22 protein-coding genes are annotated in these 20,263 nt (G+C 72.6%); 19 read left to right on the top strand and 3 right to left on the bottom strand.

Translation table 11 applies throughout. The features are described from left to right. Positions 1-38: 38 nt before the first annotated feature. The 17 genes from A3Q37_RS29730 (at position 39) to A3Q37_RS29650 (ending at position 15,374) form a co-directional block, all read left to right on the top strand. Complete coding sequence (locus tag A3Q37_RS29730) at positions 39-431, top strand: cupin domain-containing protein (protein ID WP_176711534.1); 393 nt, start codon at positions 39-41, stop codon at positions 429-431. Between the two features lie 77 nt (positions 432-508). Continuing rightward, a complete protein-coding gene (locus A3Q37_RS29725) occupies positions 509-1,678 on the top strand; it encodes a LeuA family protein (protein ID WP_065489191.1) in 1,170 nt (389 codons plus the stop codon). 13 nt (positions 1,679-1,691) lie between these two features. Continuing rightward, on the top strand, positions 1,692-2,024 hold the full coding sequence (locus tag A3Q37_RS29720; protein WP_065489185.1) for a Dabb family protein: 333 nt from the start codon (positions 1,692-1,694) through the stop codon (positions 2,022-2,024). Positions 2,025-2,106: 82 nt separating this feature from the next. Then, complete coding sequence (locus A3Q37_RS29715; protein WP_065489179.1) at positions 2,107-3,522, top strand: phenylacetate--CoA ligase family protein; 1,416 nt, start codon at positions 2,107-2,109, stop codon at positions 3,520-3,522. Next, on the top strand, positions 3,519-4,478 hold the full coding sequence (locus A3Q37_RS29710) for a branched-chain amino acid transaminase (RefSeq protein WP_065489177.1): 960 nt from the start codon (positions 3,519-3,521) through the stop codon (positions 4,476-4,478). Before A3Q37_RS29715 ends, A3Q37_RS29710 begins: the two co-directional genes overlap by 4 nt. Positions 4,479-4,522: 44 nt before the next feature. After that, the gene (locus A3Q37_RS29705; protein ID WP_255311982.1) at positions 4,523-5,137 is read left to right on the top strand and encodes a prephenate dehydratase domain-containing protein; all 615 of its coding nucleotides are present in this window, start codon (positions 4,523-4,525) and stop codon (positions 5,135-5,137) included. A 1-nt stretch (position 5,138) separates the two neighbouring features. Beyond that, positions 5,139-6,536 carry a 3-isopropylmalate dehydratase large subunit gene (gene leuC, locus A3Q37_RS29700; RefSeq protein ID WP_065489174.1) on the top strand — a complete coding sequence of 466 codons (1,398 nt, stop codon included), beginning with the start codon at positions 5,139-5,141 and terminating at the stop codon, positions 6,534-6,536. Continuing rightward, positions 6,533-7,123, top strand: a complete 591-nt coding sequence (locus A3Q37_RS29695) for a 3-isopropylmalate dehydratase small subunit 2 (protein WP_065489173.1) — start codon at positions 6,533-6,535, stop codon at positions 7,121-7,123. The genes leuC and A3Q37_RS29695 overlap by 4 nt, the downstream gene beginning before the upstream one ends. Before the next feature lie 63 nt (positions 7,124-7,186). Further along, positions 7,187-7,570, top strand: a complete 384-nt coding sequence (locus tag A3Q37_RS29690) for a RidA family protein (protein WP_065489171.1) — start codon at positions 7,187-7,189, stop codon at positions 7,568-7,570. A gap of 50 nt (positions 7,571-7,620) precedes the next feature. After that, positions 7,621-7,878: a chorismate mutase gene (locus A3Q37_RS29685; protein ID WP_065489163.1), complete on the top strand. Its 258-nt coding sequence runs from the start codon at positions 7,621-7,623 to the stop codon at positions 7,876-7,878. Beyond that, positions 7,875-9,740 carry an FAD/NAD(P)-binding protein gene (locus tag A3Q37_RS29680; protein ID WP_065489159.1) on the top strand — a complete coding sequence of 622 codons (1,866 nt, stop codon included), beginning with the start codon at positions 7,875-7,877 and terminating at the stop codon, positions 9,738-9,740. Before A3Q37_RS29685 ends, A3Q37_RS29680 begins: the two co-directional genes overlap by 4 nt. A 2-nt stretch (positions 9,741-9,742) precedes the next feature. After that, positions 9,743-10,339: a cysteine hydrolase family protein gene (locus A3Q37_RS29675; RefSeq protein WP_065489158.1), complete on the top strand. Its 597-nt coding sequence runs from the start codon at positions 9,743-9,745 to the stop codon at positions 10,337-10,339. Then, a complete protein-coding gene (locus tag A3Q37_RS29670; RefSeq protein WP_065489157.1) occupies positions 10,336-11,538 on the top strand; it encodes a pyridoxal phosphate-dependent aminotransferase in 1,203 nt (400 codons plus the stop codon). Before A3Q37_RS29675 ends, A3Q37_RS29670 begins: the two co-directional genes overlap by 4 nt. 283 nt (positions 11,539-11,821) lie before the next feature. Continuing rightward, on the top strand, positions 11,822-12,823 hold the full coding sequence (locus A3Q37_RS29665) for a winged helix-turn-helix domain-containing protein (protein ID WP_065489156.1): 1,002 nt from the start codon (positions 11,822-11,824) through the stop codon (positions 12,821-12,823). Between the two features lie 220 nt (positions 12,824-13,043). After that, the gene (locus A3Q37_RS29660; protein ID WP_065489155.1) at positions 13,044-13,757 is read left to right on the top strand and encodes a C39 family peptidase; all 714 of its coding nucleotides are present in this window, start codon (positions 13,044-13,046) and stop codon (positions 13,755-13,757) included. Between the two features lie 52 nt (positions 13,758-13,809). Further along, positions 13,810-14,799 carry an alpha/beta hydrolase family protein gene (locus A3Q37_RS29655; RefSeq protein WP_065489153.1) on the top strand — a complete coding sequence of 330 codons (990 nt, stop codon included), beginning with the start codon at positions 13,810-13,812 and terminating at the stop codon, positions 14,797-14,799. Positions 14,800-14,912: 113 nt separating this feature from the next. Further along, positions 14,913-15,374 (top strand): Rieske (2Fe-2S) protein, encoded by a 462-nt coding sequence (locus A3Q37_RS29650; RefSeq protein WP_065489151.1) that lies wholly within the window; start codon positions 14,913-14,915, stop codon positions 15,372-15,374. Here A3Q37_RS29650 and A3Q37_RS29645 read toward each other — a convergent pair. Further along, a complete protein-coding gene (locus tag A3Q37_RS29645) occupies positions 15,361-16,029 on the bottom strand; it encodes a cysteine hydrolase (protein ID WP_065489150.1) in 669 nt (222 codons plus the stop codon). The two genes, A3Q37_RS29650 and A3Q37_RS29645, sit on opposite strands and share 14 nt — an antisense overlap. Positions 16,030-16,176: 147 nt before the next feature. Here A3Q37_RS29645 and A3Q37_RS29640 point away from each other — a divergent pair, with 147 nt between their 5' ends. Further along, positions 16,177-16,647 (top strand): pyridoxamine 5'-phosphate oxidase family protein, encoded by a 471-nt coding sequence (locus tag A3Q37_RS29640; RefSeq protein ID WP_065489233.1) that lies wholly within the window; start codon positions 16,177-16,179, stop codon positions 16,645-16,647. A 46-nt stretch (positions 16,648-16,693) separates the two neighbouring features. Here the strand turns inward: A3Q37_RS29640 and A3Q37_RS29635 are convergent, their stop codons facing one another. Beyond that, positions 16,694-17,608, bottom strand: coding sequence for a LysR family transcriptional regulator (locus A3Q37_RS29635; protein ID WP_065489148.1), 915 nt, complete (start codon positions 17,606-17,608; stop codon positions 16,694-16,696). A 74-nt stretch (positions 17,609-17,682) separates the two neighbouring features. Here A3Q37_RS29635 and A3Q37_RS29630 point away from each other — a divergent pair, with 74 nt between their 5' ends. Then, positions 17,683-18,945, top strand: coding sequence for a DMT family transporter (locus A3Q37_RS29630; protein ID WP_255311981.1), 1,263 nt, complete (start codon positions 17,683-17,685; stop codon positions 18,943-18,945). Here A3Q37_RS29630 and A3Q37_RS29625 read toward each other — a convergent pair. Further along, complete coding sequence (locus tag A3Q37_RS29625; protein ID WP_079138041.1) at positions 18,932-20,263, bottom strand: aminotransferase class I/II-fold pyridoxal phosphate-dependent enzyme; 1,332 nt, start codon at positions 20,261-20,263, stop codon at positions 18,932-18,934. The two genes, A3Q37_RS29630 and A3Q37_RS29625, sit on opposite strands and share 14 nt — an antisense overlap.

The following is a 20,263-nucleotide window of genomic DNA, read 5'->3' as shown; positions in this document are numbered from 1 at the left end:
ACCCCTCCGCCCCAGGACCGGAAGAAAAAGGGATGAGCATGTCGGAACAGAACGGCACGAACGCGCTTCCGCAGCTGTACGGAGGCATACCGGGGAAATCGTTCGGCCCCGTGGATTACGAGTTCCAGCCGCTGATGCGCGACGGACGCGTCGGCGTGGAAATGCATTCGCTGTACTCGACGCGGGAGACCGGCGCGGACGGTCCGGCGGCGGCCATCGTCCGTTACCTGCCGAACGGGAAAGCCCAGCCGCACCGGCATCCCGGATACGAGATCATCTGGATTCTCGAGGGCGAGATCGAGACCGACGACGGGGTTTATCCGGCGGGCAGCCTGCTGGTCATGCCACCGGACAGCGTTCACACCCCGCGCAGTCCGAAGGGCGCCGTCGGATTCGTCGTATGGGAGCAGCCGGTACGGCCGGTCGACTGAACGGTCCGCGCGCATCAGGACGGCAGGAGTTCCAGGGAGCGCCCCGACGGCTCTCCTCGATCCAAGGAGTCCGAGAAATGACCAGGAAAGAACCGCGGCGCATCGAGATATTCGACACGACGCTGCGCGACGGAGAACAGGCCCCCGCCAACGCCATGTCCTCCCAGGACAAACTCGATCTGGCCCTGCGGATCGAAGCGCTGGGCGTGGACATCATCGAGGCGGGATTCCCGGCGTCCTCGTCCAACGACTTCGACGCCACCCAGGCGGTGTCCGCGGCGCTCTCCCGGGCCCGGGTGGCGACCCTCTCCCGGGCCCGCCGGGACGACGTCGAGACGGCGGTGCAGGCGGCGGGCGGTCGCAACCACGTACTCCAGATCATGGGCACCGGCAGCGACATCCACCTGGAGCACAAGCTCGGCATCACCCGGCAGCAGGCGATCGAGGACGCCGTCGACGCGGCGCGGTTCGCCGCCTCCCTCGGGGTGGAGACCGTGGCCGTGGGCATCGAGGACGCCACCCGCGGCGACCTCGGCTATCTGCAACAGCTCACCGAGCGGGCGGTGGAGGCCGGGGCCCGCTACATCCCCGTCGCCGACACCTCCGGCTGCGCGTCCCCCGCGGAGTTCGGCGATCTCATCGCCCGGATCCGGTCGTGGGCGCCCGCCCCGGTGCGCATCGGTGTGCACTGCCACAACGACTTCGGTGTCGCGACCGCCAACGCCATCGCGGGGCTGGAGGCCGGTGCCGACGACGTCCAGGTCACCGTCGGCGGCATCGGCGAGCGCGCCGGCAACACCGCCATGGAGGAGGTCTGCGCCTTCCTCGCCTACAAGGGCGAGCGGATCGGCCTGTACTCCACGGCCGACCTGGCGGGCATCTACAGCGTCTACAACCGGCTCCGCGAGATCATCCGGCTGGAGGAGCCCCGGAACAAGGCGATCTTCGGCAAGTACGCCTTCGGCACGGCGGCGGGGATCCACCAGGCGGGCATGCTCCGCAACCCGGCGACGTACGAGTACGTCGAGCCGGCCCGGTTCGGCCGGGAGCGCAGCCTGCTGATCAGCCGGCACTCCGGCCGGGCGGTGCTGCGCCACCTTCTGGGCGAACTGGGGCTGGAGATCGACAAGGCCGAACTGGACGAGGTCTACCGCCGGTACATCTTCGAGCGCGCCGAGAGCGACTGCGAGGACATCTCCGTCCTCCGCGAGCGCCTGGCGGCCGACCTCGCTCCCGTACCCGGCTGACCGGGGCCCGGGGATGATCAGCCACATCGTCTGTTTCCGCTTCCTTCCGGGCGTCACCTGGGACGACCCCCGGGCCGTGGAGGCCGAACGCATCTCGCGCGGGCACCCCGAGCACATCCCGGAGATCCGGTCCTGGTCGGTCGGCCGCAACACCACTCCCCGCGAGGCGGCCCACGACTTCGCCGTCATCGGCCTGTTCACGGACCGGGCCGCGCTGGAGAGGTACCAGCACCACCCGGACCACCAGCGCGGAGTGCGGGCCTGGAAGGAGCTGAGCACCTGGGTGGTGGTCGATCTCGACCGGTCCGAGGGCGCGCTGCTCGGCGAGCCCGGCCGGGCCGGATGAGTCCGGGCGCTCCGGGCCCGCGCCGGGACGGCCTTCCACAGCTCCTCGCCGACCTCCATGTCAACCGATCGAAAGGACACCGGTGTTCACCCTCTTCAGGCCGGAACTCGCGGCCTACGCCCAGGACACCCTGGCCGAGCAGCGACGGCTCCACGACGGCGGCTGGCAGCCCGGGGAAGTGCACGCGCTCCAGATGGAGCGGGCGGCGGAGACCATCCGTTACGTCCGGGCGAACTCGGCTTTCTACGCCGACCGGTTGAGCGGCGTGACGGTGCCGGCGGCCGGTCCGATCAGCCCCCAGGACTTCGCCGCGGTGCCGTTCACGACCAAGGACGATCTGCGGGCGGATCTGTTCGACGTCATGTCGCAGCCGATCGACCGGGCCTGGGTCTACTACGAGACGACCGGAACGACCGGCCGGGCCACCCCGTGCCCCCGTGACGAGCGGGACTCCATCGTCAACAACACGGCCCTGACCCTGGCGTACGAGAAGATCTTCGCCCAGCACGGCGAGCGTCACGTCGTCGCGGTCATGGGGCCCACCGAACTCCACTCGACCGGGGACACCTTCGGCGACGTACTGCGCAACCTGGGCCACACCGTCGTCAAGATGTGGCCGCATTCACCGGTCGTCGGTTTCCCCCGCGCGCTGGCGCTCCTCGAACAGCTCGGCGTCACCGCGATCGTCTGCACCCCCGGCATGGCCATCTCGCTGGCGAAGGCGGCCCGCGCCGCGGGAATCGACCTCCACGGCCGCCTGGGCGTCCGGCTCATCCTCACCCTCGGGGAACTCACCTCGCCCGCCATGCTGGAGAACCTGGGCGCGCTGTGGTCGGCCGCCGTCTACAACTGCATGTACGCCTCGCAGGAAGCGTCGATCATGGCCGCCTGCCACGCCGACGGCCGGCTGCACACCGTCCCGCTGAACAACCACATCGAGGTGATCGACCCCGACACCGGGCGGGCGGTCGAGGCGGTGGGCGGAGTACGGGAGGGCGAGCTCGTCGTCACCCATCTGTACCGGGGGGCCAAGCCTCTGGTGCGGTACCGCACCGGCGACCTGGTACGGCTCTTCGCGGAGCCCGGTTCGGTCTCCGAAGTGATGCAGCCGATCGGCCGGAGCCGGGACGCGCTGCGCCTCGCCGGACGGCGGGTGACCGCGTTCGACCTCGAACAGACGCTGTTCACCCATATCCGCGGTGTCATCGACTACTTCCTCCTCATCGACGAGGCCGACGGCCAGGACCTCGTCACCGTCAACCTCGAACCCGTCGACGAGGAGGCCGGGGCCGCCATCGATCGCGTGGCGATCCGGCGGGCCGTCGCGGACACCTTCCATGTCGCCTGCGAGGTCGTGCTCGGCTCCATGGACGCCATCACCAGCACGGGCGCGATGGTCAGCTGGAAGGCCGCGCGCATCCACGACCGGCGCGGCTCCGGCGCGGAGCCCGAGCGGGCGGCCGCCCTGGCGATCGCCGCGGGGCGTGGCGCGCGATGACCACGACCGCCGTGGCCTCGCCCCGGTTCGCCTTCCACGACGGGGAGTTCGTCCGCGCCGACACGGTGGGCCTGCCCGTGAGCACCCAGGCCCTGCACTACGGAACCGGTGTCTTCGAGGGCATCCGTGCCTACGCCCGGGAAGACACGGCCGGTCTTTCGGTCTTCCGGCTCCGTGAGCACCTGGAACGCCTGGAGCGCTCCGCCGGCGCGCTGCGGATCCGGCTGCCGCTGACCGTGGACGACATGAGCGACGTCGTCCTGGACCTGCTGCGGCGCAACGGCGGCGACGGCGACGGCGACACCTACATCCGCCCGCTCGCCTACAAGCTGGCGCTCGAACCGGGCACCCCCTTCGGCGTCCGGCTGAGCGGGGTCTCCGCGCAGTTCACGCTGACCACGGTGCGGATGGGGCCCTACGTCCCGAGCGAGGGTCTGGCCTGCAAGGTGAGCAGCTTCCGGCGCGTGCCGTCCGTCAGCATCCCGTCAGCGGCCAAGATCACCGGCACGTACGCCAACAACGCCCTGGCCGTGGAGGAGGCGTACGCCGACGGCTGCGACGACGCGCTGATGCTCGGCCTCGACGGCAACCTCACCGAGGCGAGCACGTCCAACGTCTTCGTCGTCGGCCGGGACGGCCGCATCGCGACCCCGCCCGTCACCGCCGACATCCTGCCCGGCATCACCCGGGCCACGGTGATCGAGCTGCTGGCGCGGGAGTTCGGCCTGCCGGTCGCGGAACGGCCGGTGGGACGCGCCGAACTGGACGAGGCCCAGGAGGTGTTCACCACCGGTACGGGTGTCGAGGTCTGCCCCGTCACCTCGATCGACCACCGCCCGGTGGGCACGGGCCGGGCCGGGGACCTGACCCGGCGACTCCGCGATGTGTACACCGAGGTGGTACGGGGACGGCGCCCCGCGTACGCCACCTGGCTCACCCCCGTACCGCCCCGATGAACTCCCACGCCCCGCTTCCCGCAAGCACCGGTGGAAGGAAGACAGTGCAGCAACCGACAGACCAGAAATTCCTGGATATCTCCATGCCCACGACGGCGAGGGGCTGGAAGGTGGCCACCCTGGGACCGGCCGGCACGAGCAGCGAACTGGCGGCCAAGCACCTCATAGCGCGGCTTCCCGGTGACTCCGTCGAGCAGACCCCCGCGCTGTTCCACAGCTACGAATCCGCCTCCAGAGCGGTGCTCCAGGGCTCGGCCGATCTGCTGGTGGTGGCCAACGCGTACGCCAACGTGTCCGAGTTCTACATGAACACGGAGCTGAGCCTGGTCGGCGCCTACCACTACCGGACCCCCCTGTACGGCATCGCGGTGGTGCCCGGCAGCACTCCCTCCGGGCCGGTCCGGATCGCCAGCCACCCCGCCCCCGTACCGCTGATCGAGCAGCTGCTGCCGAAGGGGATGAGCGTCAAGGAGACCGTCCTGACCGATTCCACCAGCGCGGCCGCGCTCGCCGCGCGGGCCGGCCGGGTGGAGGCGGCGCTCACCACCGCACCGTCGGCCGAGCGGTACGGCCTCACGTTCATCTCCGAGACCCGGCCCATCGACATGCTCTGGTCCGTCTTCCGGCTCACCCGGGCCGTCGAGCCGGTGGCGGCCTGAGATGGGCAGGACGCTCGCCGAGAAGATCTGGTCCCAGCACGTGGTGCGCCCGCTCGACGACGGGGCCGATCTGCTCTACGTCGATCTGCACGTCCTGCACGAGGTCAACACCCCCCGGGCCTTCGACGACTTGAGGGCGTCCGGCAGAAAAGTCCGCCGCCCCGACCGCACGCTCGCCGTCGAGGACCACAACACCCCGACCCGACAAGGCGCCCTGGAGGATCTGGCCGGGCGGCGGCAACGCGAGCTGATCCGCGCCAACTGCGCCGAGTTCGGCATCCCGCTCCACCGGCTGGGCGACGCGGACCAGGGGATCGTGCATGTCATCGTCCCCGAACTCGGCCTCGCCCAGCCGGGGATGACGATCGTCTGCTGCGACTCGCACACCTCGACACTCGGCGCCCTGGGCGTGCTCGCCTTCGGCATCGGCACGGGCCAGGTCGAACATGTCCTGGCCACCCAGGCCCTGCCCGTGCACCGGCCGGGGGACCTCGCCGTCGAGGTCTCCGGGGCGTTGCCGGACGGGGCAACGGCGAAGGACCTGGCGCTGGCGCTGATCGCGCAGATCGGCACCGGGGGCGGGCAGGGCAGCATCATCGAGTACCGCGGCGAGGCCGTCCGCGGGCTCTCCGTGGAAGGCCGGATGACGCTCTGCAACATGAGCATCGAAGCCGGTTCGCGGGCGGGCCTGGTGGCCGCCGACGACACGACGATCGACTACCTGCGCGGCCGGCTGGAGGCCCAGGGCCGGGCCGACGCGTTCGCCGAGGCGGAACCGCGCTGGCGCGCGATGCGCAGCGACGACGACGCCCGGTTCGACGACGTCGTGCACATCGACGCCGCCGCCGTCGGCCCCCGGGTCTCCTGGGGGACCAACCCGGCGCAGAACCTGCTGATCGACGGATCGATCCCCACCCGGGCCGACTTCGCCACCGAGGAGGAGTGGGCCTCGGCCCGGCGGTCCCTGGACTACATGGGGCTGCGCCCCGGCCAGGCCGTCCGGGACCTCTCGGTGAGCACCGTCTTCCTCGGCTCCTGCACCAACGGGCGGATCGAGGACCTGCGGGATGCCGCGGCCGTCCTCGCCGGGCGCCGGGTGGCCGACGGTGTGCACCTGCTGATCGTCCCGGGCTCGGCCGCCGTCCGCCGGCAGGCGCAGGCCGAGGGGCTGGACAAGGTGTTCGCCGAGGCCGGCGCCGACTTCCGTGAAGGCGCGGGCTGCTCCATGTGCTGCGCCCTCAACGAGGACCGCCTCGCCCCGGGCGAACGCGCCGCGTCCACCAGCAACCGCAACTTCGAGGGGCGTCAGGGCAAGCAGTCCAGGACCCACCTGGTCTCACCGCGCGTCGCGGCGGCCACGGCTGTCTCCGGCCGCCTCACCACTCCGGAGGACCTGTGAGCGAGCCCGCCCTCCGCAGGGGGACCGCGGTCCCCCTGCGCCGCGACGACGTGGACACCGACCAGCTCGCCCCGGCCCGGTTCGTCCCGTACTTCCGGCCGAACGGTTTCACGAACATCCTGTTCGCGGACTGGCGGGCGGACCCGGCGTTCGTCCTCAACCAGCCCGCCCACCAGGGTGCGACCGTCCTGGTCGCCGGCCGCGACTTCGGCACCGGATCCTCCCGCGAATCGGCCGTCTGGGCGCTCCAGAGCGCGGGGTTCGAGGTGGTCGTCGCCAGCCGCTTCGGTGACATCTTCCGGGGCAACGCCACGATGCGGAGCCTGTGGACGGCCGAGGTCGACCACGAGGTGATCGAGCGGCTGTGGGCCGCGGTCGAAGCCGATCCCTGGCTGCCCGTCACCGTCGATCTGGCGGCCCGGCGGCTGACCTGCGGAGAGGTGGAGAGCCCGGTGCGGATCGCCGAGCCGCTGCTCCGCCGGCTGCTGGAGCCGGGAGACCCGATCGCCGAGACGCTCGGCCGTCTCCCCGAGATCGAGGCGTACGAATCGGCCGCCGCCGGGCAGCGCCGGTCCGGCCCGGTCTGACGGCGGCCGGCCCGGCGCCGATGCCCCGAACCCCTTCCCGTACCTCTCCGGAAAAGGTCATTGATGCTCAGCGAGACGTTCTCCGCGCCCGGCGCTCCGGCCCCGGCCGCACGCTACTCACCGGTCGTACGCCGCGGACCGCTCCTGGCGGTCTCGGGCCAGGTCCCGTTCGTCCCCGGCCGGCTCGACGGGCCCGTGCCGGGCTTCCGTGAGCAGGCCCGAGCCGTGTTCACCCACCTCCGGGAGCTGCTCGGCACCGCCGGTGCCGCCGTCTCCGATGTGCTGATGGTCAGGATCTACCTGGCGCGCGAGGAGGACTTCGCGGCCATGAACGAGCTGTTCGACGAGGTGTTCGGCGAGGTCGCGCCGGCCCGCACGACGATATGGGTGCAGCTGCCGGGGGGCCTGCTCATCGAGGCCGACGTGCTGGCGGTGGTGGGCGCGTGAGCACGGGTGCGGGGTCCCTGACCGGCGGTGTCCGGGAGGGAGGGAGCGACATGAGCGGCGAGGCCACGGAACCCATCACGGCCTGGCGGGCCGGGATCGACGCGCTCGACGAGAGGATCATCGCGCTCCTGGAGGAGCGGATGGCGCTCTCCCGGCAGATCCAGCACAGCCGGATGCGCGACGGCGGCAGCCGGCTGGCCGCGGGCCGGGAGCGGCGGATCGTGCAGCGGTACGCCGACCGCCTCGGCGACGACGGGGCGCGCCTGGCCGCCCTCGTACTCACGATGTCCCGCGGGGCCGCCGTATGAGCGCGCCGGTCAGGCTCGCGATCGTCGGGGGCGGCCCACGGGCCCTGAGCATCCTGGAGCGGCTCGCCGCCCGGGCGGCCGAGGTACCGGGGCCGGTGGAGATCCATCTCATCGACGCCGTACAGGTCGGCTGCGGCCGGATCTGGCGGACCGGACAGCCGGACTGGTATCTGATGAACACGGTGGCCGGGGAGATCACCGCGTTTTCCGGACCGCCGGACGCCGGGCCCGCCCGTCCCGGAGCCGGGCCCTCGTTCGCCCAGTGGTGGGACATGACCGAACCGGGTCACGATCACGCGAACGACTACGCGCCGCGCGGCCTCTACGGGCGGTACCTGCTCTTCCTCCTCGACGCGATCGAACGGCACCTGCCCCCCTCCGTCACCCTGCACCGGCTCGTCGCCACCGTGACGGACCTGCGGAAGGAGGGAGAGGGCTACTGCCTCACCCTCGACGACGGGAGGGAGATCCGCGTCGACAGGGCGGCGCTGGCCACCGGTCACGCGCGGCCACGGCTGTCGGGACATCTGCGGGAACTCCAGCGGTTCGCCGAGAGCGATCCGGCCCTGCGCTTCATCCCCGGCGGTTCGGCCGCCGACATGCCGCTGTCCGCTGTCGCACCGGGCAGCAAGGCCGGTGTGATCGGCATGGGACTCACGTTCTACGACGTGGTGGCGGCGCTCACGGTCGGGCGCGGCGGCCGGTTCACCGAGTCCCGGGACGGCCTGGTCTACCTCCCCAGCGGCAACGAGCCCTTCCTCGTCGCCGGTTCGCGCAGCGGCTTTCCGCAGCCGGCGCGCGGCCGCAACCAGAAGCCCGGGGGGTTCCTGCACCGGCCGGTCTTCTTCACGGAGGAACTCGTCCGCGCCACGGCGGGGTCCGAACGCCTGGACATGCGACGGCATCTGACGCCCCGGCTGATGGCGGAGGTCGACTTCGTCCACTTCACCGCCGTGCTGCGGGAACGCTCGGGAGCGGCCACCGCCGAGGAGTTCGCCGCCCGCGTGCGGGCCGGCGGGGGCCGCTCCATCGCCGAACTGGCGCGCCACGCGGCCGACTTCGGCCTGGCCGGGCTGCCCGGCCTCGACTTCGACACGCTGGCGCTGCCGTTCGCCGGCCGGACGTTCGCCGGCCGGGACGCCTTCGACAAGGAACTGCTCGCCGCCGTGGACGCCGACGTACGCGAGGCGGAGCGGGGCAACGTGGACTCCCCGGTCAAGGCCGGTCTGGACGTCCTGCGCAGCCTGCGCTGGATCATCCGGGAGCTCACCGACTTCGGTGGCCTGACGCCGAGTTCGCACCGGGACGACCTGATCGACTGGTACGCCCCGCGCAGCGCCTTCCTCGCGGCGGGGCCGCCCCTGGTCAGGCTGCGCGAGACGCGTGCCCTGATCGACGCCGGGGTGCTCCGCGTCATCGGCCCGCGGGCCCGGTTCGCGGCGGATGCCGGGGCGAGCAGGTTCACCGTCACCTCGCCGCAGGTCGGGGGCGCCCGTGAGGAGGTCGAGACCGTCATCGACGCCCGGATCCCGGCGGTCGACGTCCGTGCCGACACCTCCGCGCTGACCCGCGCGCTGCTGCGCCGCGGGCTGTGGAGCGAGTTCGTCAACGGCGGGGAGTTCCCCACCGGCGGCCTCGCGGTGTCCCGGTCGCCGTTCCATCCGGTCCGCTCCGACGGCCGCCCGGAACCCGGACTCCATGTGCTCGGCATTCCCACCGAGCACTCCCGCTACTTCACCCAGGTCGTCGCGACCGGCCCCGCGGGCTGGAGCGAGTTCATGCGCGACGCGGACGACGTCGCGGCGCACCTGCTGCGGCCCGCCGACCTGAACACCCCCCGACCCCTGGCGATACGAGGTTGAAGATGTCCCGCTCAGCACTGCTCGTCCTCGACATGGTCAACGAACTCGTCCACCCCGACGGGCACTACGCGCACGTGTGCCGGGAGGAGGTGGCGCGCCGCAACGTGATCGAACGTACGGCTCAGGCCGTGGAGCGGGCACGCTCCCGGAACATCCCCGTCATCTACGTGGTCCTCGGCTACAGCGCTCACTACGAGGACTGGCCTCCGGCGTCGGACCTGTTCGGGCCGCCCGACCCGGAGCGCCGCTTCACCCTCGGCAGCTGGGGGACCCGGGTCCACGAGAGGCTGACGCCCGAGCCCGGTGAGAACGTCGTGGTGAAGCAGCGGGTGAGCCCCTTCTACGGCACGAACCTCGAATCCCTGCTCAGGTCCCGGAAGATCGGGACGCTGCTGCTCACCGGGGTGGCCACCGATCTGGTCGTGCTGATGACCGCCCGGGAGGCGCACGACCGCGATTTCGCCGTCGAGGTGCTGGAGGACGCGACGGCCACGGGCGACCAGGAGCTTCAGGACGCGGCGCTGCTCATGCTCGCCCGTACCGCCGAGGTGAGCAGCGTCGAGCGGGCGCTGCCCACGGCCGGGCGGGTCGCCGCGTGAGGGCCGGGCCCCCGCCGGTCGCCGCCTCCATCGGGCGCTCGCCCACCGTCGCCCTGCTCGACGAGGTCCAGCGGCAGAAGGCCCGGGGCGTCGACGTGCTCAACCTCAGCGGCGGCGAACCCGACTTCCCGACGCCCGGACACGTGGCGGACGCGGCGGCCGAGGCGTTGCGGTCCGGCCTCACGCACTACACGCCGAGTCGCGGCATCCCCCGGCTGCGCGAGGCCATCGCCGCCAAACTGCTGCGGGACAACGGGATCGTCGCCGACCCGGGGACCGACATCATCGTCACCCCTTCGGCCAAGCACGCCGCCTACATCGCCCTCGCCGGCGTCATCGGGCCCGGCGACGAGGTGCTGCTGCCCTCACCGGCCTGGGTCAGCTACGCGCCGATGATCACCCTGCTCGGCGGGCGTCCGATCGACGTCCTTCTCGATCCCCGGGACAACTTCACCCTCAGCGCCGAGCAGTTGGCGTCCGCCGTCACCCCGCGCACCCGGGCGATCCTGGTGAACTCGCCCAACAACCCGACGGGCCGCATGCTGACGGCCGCCGAGGCCGACGCCGTCGCACGCGTCGCCGACCGGTACGACCTCGTCGTGCTCGCGGACGAGATCTACGAGTACATCCGCTACGGCGACCGCCCTCATCTCAGCCTGGCCGCCCGGCCCGGCTGCGAGGGCCGGACTCTCACCGTCAACGGCTTCTCCAAGAGTTACGCCATGACGGGCTGGCGGCTGGGCTATGTGACGGGCCCGGCCGCCGTGATGCGGGAGGTCGTGAAGGTCCAGGAGCACACCGTCGGCTGCGCCGCCTCGTTCGTCCAGCACGGCGCGCTCGCCGCGCTCGCCGACGAAACCCGCGGCTGCGTCGAGGAGATGGTGGCCCGGTACGACGACCGGCGCCGACTCCTGGTCGCCGGGCTCAACAGGATCCCCGGCGTCTCCTGCGCGGACCCCGAAGGGGCGTTCTACGTGCTGCCCGACATCTCCGGTCTCGGATTCGGCTCGGCTCAGGAGTGCGCCGCCTGGCTGATCGACCGCACCGGGGTGGTCGTCACTCCCGGAAGCGCGTTCGGACCGACCGCGGAACAGCACGTACGGCTCTCGTTCGCGGCGTCCACGGACATCCTGACCGCCGCCGTCGAACGTCTGGAGGCGGCGCTGGGGCAGAGGGCGGCCGGTCCGGCCGTGTCCTGAGGTCGCCGCCGCCGCGGCAAGCGGTCGACCTGCTGCTGCTCAACAGCGGCGGCGCGCTTCCCGTGAGCGGGCCGTTACATGCAGAACTTCGCGCAGGCGTAGGAGATCCCCGCGCCCGGCATATCCCGTGGCGGTGGCGGGTAGTGGCCTGTTCGCCGTCGGTGCGGGAAGAGGGCTGCTGCCCGCCGGTGTTCGCACGGCGGGCAGTCGGCCGGGCCGCGGGTGCGGTGGCCGGCGGGGGTCCCGGGTGCGGCGGTCTGACTCGCCTTCCCCTGGAGCGTCCATGCTGCGGATCCACTTCACCCCCGAGGACCTGACGCGGGTCAGGGTGGCCCCGGGCCCGGACTTCCTGTGGGAGATCACCAACAGCGTGCAGACCCTGCAACGGACGGACGGGGAGCGGGTGTTCGGGGCCTGGAGGCGCTGGGTGCGGCCCCGGCTCCCGGAGAGCCGGCGGCTGCTCTCGCCGCTCCTGCCGCCCCACGGGTACTCCCCCGACTTCCTCACCCCCACCTCCGGCGACCGCACCACGTTCCGGGCCGCCGTCGACACCCTGCTCGGCACGCCGCGGCCGAGGCTGCGGGCGGAGCTGACCCGGCTGGCCGGGACGAGGCGGCTGCCCGGCTGGGCCGCCGCCCTGGCCGAGGGCGACCCGGACGCGCTCGCTCGGCTGGGCAAAGCCCTCCACGCCTACCAGGCGGAAGCGCTCGTACCGCACTGGCGGCAGGTCCGCGCGGCCCTGGAGGCCGACCGGGCGCTGCGGACACGGCATCTGATGGACGGCGGCACCGAGGCGCTGCTGACCGGCCTCGGGCCCGACGTCCACTGGCGGCCGCCCGTGCTGGAGGTCACCTACCCGGTGGACCAGCATCTGCGGCTGAACGGGCGGGGTCTGGTGCTCCAGCCGTCGTTCTTCTGCTGGCCCACCCCGACCACCCTGGCGGACGGTGAGCTGCCGCCCGTCCTGGTGCACCCCATCCACCACTCGGCCGGCTGGGCGGACACCACGGGGGCCACGGCACCGGCGACGGGCCGGAGCCCACTCGGCCGTCTCCTCGGGCAGACCCGCGCCGACCTGCTGCGGGCCGCCCGCACCGGATGCTCGACCGTGGAGGCCGCCCGGATGCTCCAGGTGACCCACCCGGCCGTCAGCCAGCACATGAACGTCCTGCGCGAGGCGGGCCTGACCACCACCGTCCGCACGGCCGGCCGCGCCTTCCACGTCGCGACCGCCGAGGGGCGCGCGCTGCTGGCCGCGGAGGACCGCCGGGCGGAACGCGCGTAGGGCGGAGCACGGGTGGGGGCGGAACGCGCGTAGGGCGAGCGCGGGTGGGGCGGAACGCGCGTTGGGCGGCGAACTCCCGCCCGTAAGCCTGGACTTACAGCGCTTGTGCCCGTCGCCGCCGGGCCTCCACGCTGTCCCCAGTCACCGCCCGGCCGGACGGCCCCACCCCGTCCCCGCACGGTGACGTTCCCGTACGGCCCCGTCCCCCACAGGAGCCCTCATGCGCGCGAGACTTGTCCCGGCCACGATCGCAGCACTCACCCTCGGAGCACTGCTCCTCCCCGGCACCGCCCAGGCCTCCCCTTCCCCCGCCGTCCCGGTCGTGGACGTACGGGCCCACGACTCGACGGCCGGCACGGCCCTCGCCTCCGGATACGACGAGCCGGGGACGAAGCTGCGCGTCGACGCCGGGCGGGCGGGCGACGCCCGGTGGCTGGAGATCGACTACCAGGTCCAGCAGACCGGCTACTGGTGCGGCCCCGCCGCCACCCGCATCGCGCTCTCCGCCCGCACCGCACCGCCGAGCCAGGGCGAGCTGGCGGCGCAGCTCGGCACGACCGAGGCGGGCACCGATCACATCGGCCAGGTCACCGCCGTGCTCAACGCCCGTCTCGGCGGGGGCTGGTACGAGACCAAGGAGATGCCGAACGACCCGCCCACCCAGGCGCAGCGGGACCTCCTGTGGCACGACATCGTCTTCGACATCGACCGCAACTATCCGCTGGTCGCCAACATCGTCGCTCCGCCCGGCAACCAGCCGCCCGGCTACCCGCCGGACCAGACGATCTACCACTACTTCACCGTCTTCGGCTACGACGCGGTCGACCGCACGGTCCTCATCGCCGACCCCGCGTCCTTCGGCGGCAACCAGATCTACTGGATCTCCTTCGACCAGCTGGCCAGCCTCATCCCGCCGAAGGGCTACTCGGCCTGACACCTCGCACCACGCATCCCGCAACCCTCACTCCCTTGACCAGGAGGTCACGTTGAGCACCCAACGGCCCACGCGCAGAGGCATTCTGAAGGCCGCCGCCGGAGTCACCGCGACTACGGCGCTCGGCGCCGGAGGCGTTCTGGCGTCGGCGTCCGCCGCCCATGCGGTGGGCGACGGCTTCGGTCTGCGCATCGTGGACCGCGACGAGCGCGACCCCCGTATGCGCTACTTCCGCTTCGCGACCGACGCGATCGGCTGGAACCCCGGCGTCAACGTCCTGCTGCCGGACGGCTACCACTCCGGCGGGCGCCGGTATCCGGTCCTGTATCTGTTCCACGGGGGCGGTACCGGGCAGGACTTCATCACCTTCGACCGGATGGGCATCCGCGCCTGGACCGCCGGAAAGCCGCTCATCGTGGTGATGCCGGACGGCGGCGCCGCGGGCTGGTACTCCAACCCGGTCGCCTCCAACGTCGGCCCCCGCAACTGGGAGACCTTCCACATCGCCCAGCTGCTGCCGTGGGTGGACGCCAACTTCCGTACGTACGCGGAGTACAACGGCAGGGCGGTCTCCGGGTTCTCGATGGGCGGATTCGGCGCGCTGAAGTACGCGGCGAAGTATTACGGGCACTTCGCCTCGGTCAGCTCCCACTCCGGCCCGGCCAGTCTGCGCCGCGACGCCGGCCTCGTCACCCACTGGGCCAACCTGTCCTCAGCAGCGGTGGAGTTGGGCGGCGGCACGGTCTACGGCGCGCCGCTGTGGGACGAGGCGCGGGTCAGCGCCGACAATCCGGTGCAGCGGGTCGAGAGCTACCGGAACAAACGGGTGTTCCTGGTGGCCGGGACCAGCCCCAACCCGGTCAACTGGTTCGACACGGTCAACGAGACCCAAGTCCTGGCAGGGCAGCGGGAGTTCCGGGGCAGTCTCGGCGCGGCGGGGATTGCCCATGAGTGGCACGAGGTGCCCGGCGGTCACTTCGTCCGGCCCGATCTGTTCCGGCGGGATCTGGACGGGATCGTCGCCCGCCTCCGTAAGGCCTGACAGGCCGGGCCACCTGCGTACGGAGCGGTCGTCGGCGTGAACATCGCGGTCGTAGGGCACGTACCTCTGACCGACGTGCCCGAGACGGGGACACCGACGAAGGGAATGCCGCGATGAGCGCAACGCAGGAGCACCGGAGCCTCCTCGGACGCCGCACGGTCGTCGCCGCGGTGGGAGCGGCCGGAGCGGCTGCCGCCCTCACCGCGTGCGGCGGATCGGACGGATCGAACGGTTCGGGAGGCTCCGACTCGGTCCAGCAGCCCGGCAGCGGCGGCGAGCAGCAGGGCGGTGCGGTGCTCGCCGCCACCGCCGACATCCCGGAGGGCGGCGGGGTGGTCTTCGCCGCGCAGAAAGTCGTGGTGACCCAGCCGAAACCGGGCGAGTTCAAAGCGTTCTCGTCCACGTGCACCCACCAGGGCTGCGCGGTCAAGGACGTCTCGGCCGGGATGATCACCTGCCCCTGCCACAACTCGACCTTCGACGCCGCCACAGGCAGCCCGACGGGCGGGCCCGCCACCCAGCCGCTGCCCGCCCGCGAGATCACCGTCGAGGGCGATGCGATCAGGCTGGCGTAGCCGCACCCGTTCTGCGGGGCCGCTTCCAGCCGCCGAGGACCGCGTCCGTGCTGGTGACGGTGGCGACCAGGGCCAGGGTGTTACGGACCATGGCGGGGGTGTATTCGGCGGGCACCCCCGCGATGGCGTCGGCCGGGACGACGGCTGTGTAGCCGAGGTTGACCGCGTCGAACACGGCGTTGGGGATGGCGATGTTGGCCGAGACGCCGGTGACGACGAGCGTGCGGCAGCCGAGGTTGCGGAGCAGCGGATCGACATCGGTGCCGGCCAGCGGCGAGAGTCCGTGCAGCCGGCGGACGACGAGGTCCTCGTCGGCGACCTCGATGGGCGGTGCGACCCGGACGGCGGTGCTGCCGGTGTGCTGCTGGACGGGCAGCCGGGCGGCGGCACGGAAGAGCCGGGCGTTGCGGTTGCCGCCGCGCCCGTCGGGCCGGCTCTCGGCGACCGCGTGCATCACCTGGACGCCGCTCTCGTGCGCGGCGGTGACGAGGCGGGCGATGTTGGCCAGCGCGCCCGACGAGCGGGCGGCGGCGGCGAGTTCGGGCAGGGCGCTGTCCGGGCCCACGACGCCCTGCTGGCACTCGACGGTCAGAAGAACGGTGGTGGCGGGGTCGAGCAGCGCGACAAGCCGCTCGTGCGATTCCCTCGACGGCACGGGCACTCCTCTCATGTCCTTGGGCGTCCTGTCCTCGGGCGTCCTGTCTTCGGGCGCGCGAGAGTAGCGGCCATTGCGTCACGAAGGAAGAGCGTCCATGATTCCTGACACCCAGTCAGCATCATGGACATCGAGGAGAGGGCGGCCATGACCGACACCCAGCGACGAGGCCGCCGGATCATGATGACGCCCGAGGAGCGGGACGCCTACCTCGGCGAACAGCGCACCTGCCGGGTGGCGACGCTCGGTTCCGACGGCGCTCCGCACGTCGGTGCGCTGTGGTTCGTCTGGGACGGCGCCTCGCTCTGGCTGTACTCCATCACGCGCAGCCTGCGCTGGTCGCAGCTGCGCAAGGACCCCAGGATCGCCGTGGTCGTGGACGACGGCGAAGAGTACGAGGAACTGCGCGGCGTGGAGCTGACCGGCCGGGCGGAGTTCGTCGGCGAGGCGCCCCGTACGGGCGAGCCCTGTCCCGAACTCGCGGAGCCGGAGCGGCTGTTCCCGGTGAAGTACTTCGGCATGACGGAGATGCCGCACGACGGACGGCACGCCTGGCTGCGGATCACCCCGGAGAAGATCACCTCCTGGGACTTCCGCAAGCTCGCCGATCTCACCTGAGCCCCGAGGGCACGCCCCTTCTGCGCGCTCTCTCCCCCTCGGAGGCTCACCCTCCGTCTGCCGCCACGCCCGCACCGGCCGCGCGCAGCGCCGCCACCGCGGCCCGGACGGACGGGCGGCGGTCCGCGTCCGTGCGCCAGACCGCGTGGATGTGCCGCCGCATGGTCTGGCGCACGGGCACCAGGCGAACCCCCTCGGGAATCGGTCCGCGCCCCAGCCGTGGGGCCACGCAGACGCCGAACCCGGCAGCGATCAGGGCCAGTTGCGTATGGTGCTCACCGGCCAGGTGGGCGATGCGCGGCTCGATGCCCCGGGAGCGCAGGGTGAACATCAGCCAGTCGTAACAGAATTCGCCCTCGGGCCAGGACACCCACGGATCGTCCGCGAAGTCCTCCAGGTCCACCTCGTCGCGGTCCGCCAGCGGATGCCCGGCGGGCATGGCGATGTCCGGTGCGTCGTCGAGGAGTTCGGCCCTGGTCAGCCCGCCGGGCACCGGCAGCCGCTTGTTGCTCCAGTCGAGCACGACGGCCAGGTCGACGTCTCCGCGGAACACCGCGCGCAGCCCCTGCTCGGGCTCCAACTCGCGGGTACGGACGGTGAGATCGGGGTGGTCCGCGCGCAGGGAAGTGAGCGTCGCGGGGAACAGCCCCCGGGCCGCGGTCGGGAAGGCGCAGATCCGCACCTCGCCGACGACCTCGCCCCGCTGGGCCTCGATGTCGGACTGGGCGAGCTCCACCTGGGACAGGATCCGCGCCGCGTGGTCCGCGAGCAGTCGGCCGGCGTCGGTGAGGCGGACACCGCGGCCGTTCTTGGCGAGCAGCCGCTGCCCCACCTCGCGCTCCAGCTTGGCCATCTGCTGCGAGACCGCCGATGTCGTGACGTGCAGCCCGTCGGCCGCCCCGCTGACCGAGCCGTGCCGGGCGAGGGCATCCAGGGTGCGCAGCCGCTCCAGGTTCAACATGTAAGCGATGCTACGCGATCGACCGCAGAAACATTCGCTTGTTCTACGACGTCGTCTTCGTCAGGCTGGACCTCATGAGCGCTCCCTGCGAGCCGAGGGCCACGGCCCCGGCATCAGCCGCACCCCCTCTCCCTCCCACTCCCCCGGTGCCGTCGACCCCGGCCCCGGCCGCCCGGCGACCGGCTCTCGACTGGCGGATCCGGTTCGCGGGGCTCTCGCTGATCTGGGGGTTCAGCTTTCTGCTGATCAAGGTCGGGACCGAGGGGTACGCCCCGTTCCAGGTCACGTTCGGCCGCCTGCTGGCCGGTACGGCGGTGCTGGTGGCAGCCATGGCGATGCGCCGGGAACGGCTGCCGCGTGGGGCCCGCACCTGGGGACACCTGACGGTCGCGGCGCTGCTCCTCAACGCGCTGCCGTTCTCGCTCTTCTCCTACGCGGAGCTGACGATCCCCTCGACACTGGCCGGGATCTGCAACGCGACGTCACCGCTGTGGGGCATGGCGCTCTCGGTGGTCGCCCTGTCGGAGGACCGCCCGACCCACCGCCGGGTGGCCGGCCTGGGCCTCGGCTTCCTGGGCGTCCTCACGGTGCTGGGCGCCTGGCAGGGCTTCTCCGGCCTGGATCTGCCGGGCACGGGCATGGCGCTGCTCGCCTCGTTCTGCTATCCGGTCGGCTGGATCTACGTCCGCCGCACGCTGGCCGGGACCGGATCGTCGACGCTGGCGCTGACGGGCAGCCAGCTCTGCCTCGCCACGGTGCAACTGGCTGTGGTGACACCGCTGTTCACCTCCGCCCCCACCTCCTTCCCGCTTCTGCCCACGCTCTCGGTTCTCGCCCTGGGGGCGCTGGGCACAGGCCTGGCGGTGCTGCTCCAGTACGGCCTGGTCCAGGAGGTCGGCCCGACGACGGCGCAGATGGTCACGTACTTCATCCCGGTGATCGCGACGGCGGCGGGCGTCGCACTGCTCGGCGAACAGCTGAGCTGGAACACGCCGGTCGGGGCGCTGGTGGTCCTGGTCGGGGCGGCCCTCACACAGAGCCGGCCCCGGCGGGCCGCGGCCCTGGCCCGGGCCTCGGCCTCGGAGTCGACCCCCGCCCCGGAGGGCGGCAGGCCCGCCGCCCCGGCTCGGGCCCCGGAAGGCAGCCGACCTGCCACGCCGACCTCGGCCCGGGAATCGGCACCGGTACCGACCCCGACCTCGGAATCGGCATCGGCACCGGCATCGGCACCGGCATCGGCACCGGCACCGGCATCGGCATCGGCATCGGCACGACCGTTGACCTCGCGTCCCATCGAGCCGCCGGACGCGGACACCGCCCGCCTCAGCCGTAACTGACCGGCCGCGCAGGCCCTGCGGCGGCGGCCACCGCGTCCGCCAGGGGACCGATGTCCGCCGCGGTCAGCGGGGAGACGGTGAGCCGGACCGCCTGGGGCGTGTCCAGCCGGAAGCGAGCGCCCGGGGCCGCCGCCCAGCCCGCGTGGAGCAGCCGGGCGACCGCCCCGGTCTCGTCGCTCACGGGCACCCACACGTTCATCCCGCTCCGGCCACGGGCGCTGACACCCCGCTCCGCCAGCGCCCGGATGAGCGCGTCGCGGCGATCACCGTAGGACCGCGCGACGGTACGGGTGTCGACGGCGCCCGAGGTCCACAGATGGAGCACGGCGCGCTGGAGCAGCCGGCTGACCCAGCCGGGCCCGAGCCGCTGCCGCCCCTCCACCCGGTCGACCGTGACGGCGTCCCCGGTGAGCGTGGCGACCCGCAGATCCGGCCCGTACGCCTTGGCAGCCGAGCGGATGAACGCCCAGTGGACCGTCGCCCCGGCCAGCGGATGCAGCGGCAGGTCGACGATGGCGTGCCCGTGGTCGTCCTCGATCAGCAGGACGTCCGGGTGGCGGGCGAGAACCGCGCGGAGTTCCCGGGCGCGCCGGGCGTCCACCGACGCACCGGTCGGGTTCTGCGCCCGGCAGGTGACGACGAGGGCCCGCGCCCCGGCCCGCAGCGCCCGCTCCACATCCGCGGCCAGCGGACCGGAGTCGTCCACGCCGACCGGTACGGCACGGAGCCCGAGCGCCGGTACGAGGTCGAGCACACTGCCCCAGCCGGGGTCCTCCACGGCCACCGTGTCGCCCGGCCTGAGGTGCGCCGCGAGGACCCGCTCGATCGCGTCCAGGGCACCGGAGGTCACGGCGACCGGCCCGGCGGGAACCCCGTCGGCGTCCAGCGCGGCGCGGGCGTACGCGGCGAACTCCGGGACCACCGGGGGCTGCCCGTACAGACCGTGGCACTCCGCGTCCGCAGCGGCAGCCGCGGCGAGCGCCGGTCCGAGGTCGGGCAGCAGCTCCGGATCGGGGTTGCCCTCGCCGAGGTCCCGGACGCCCGGCGGCGCCTCGATCCGCAGGGAGCCGCGCGAGGTACTGGCCGGGGCGGCCCGCACCCGGCTCCCCCGTCGGCCCGCCGTCTCGATCACCCCGCGCTCGCGCAGCGTCCGGTAGGCGGCCGCCACGGTGTTGGGGTTGACCTCCAGGCTCGCGGCCAACTCCCGCATGGGAGGCAGCACATGGCCCGGCGGAAGGTCTCCGGAGCCGACCCCGCGCTCGATGCTGGCGGCAATCTCCGATGCGCGCCGCCCACTGATCCGATACTCTCCTAGCAC

The organism is Streptomyces sp. PTY087I2 (assembly GCF_001687325.1).
GTDB lineage: Bacteria > Actinomycetota > Actinomycetes > Streptomycetales > Streptomycetaceae > Streptomyces.
The sequence above is the reverse complement of the archived record's forward strand: the minus strand, read 5'-3'. Positions and strand labels throughout refer to the sequence as shown.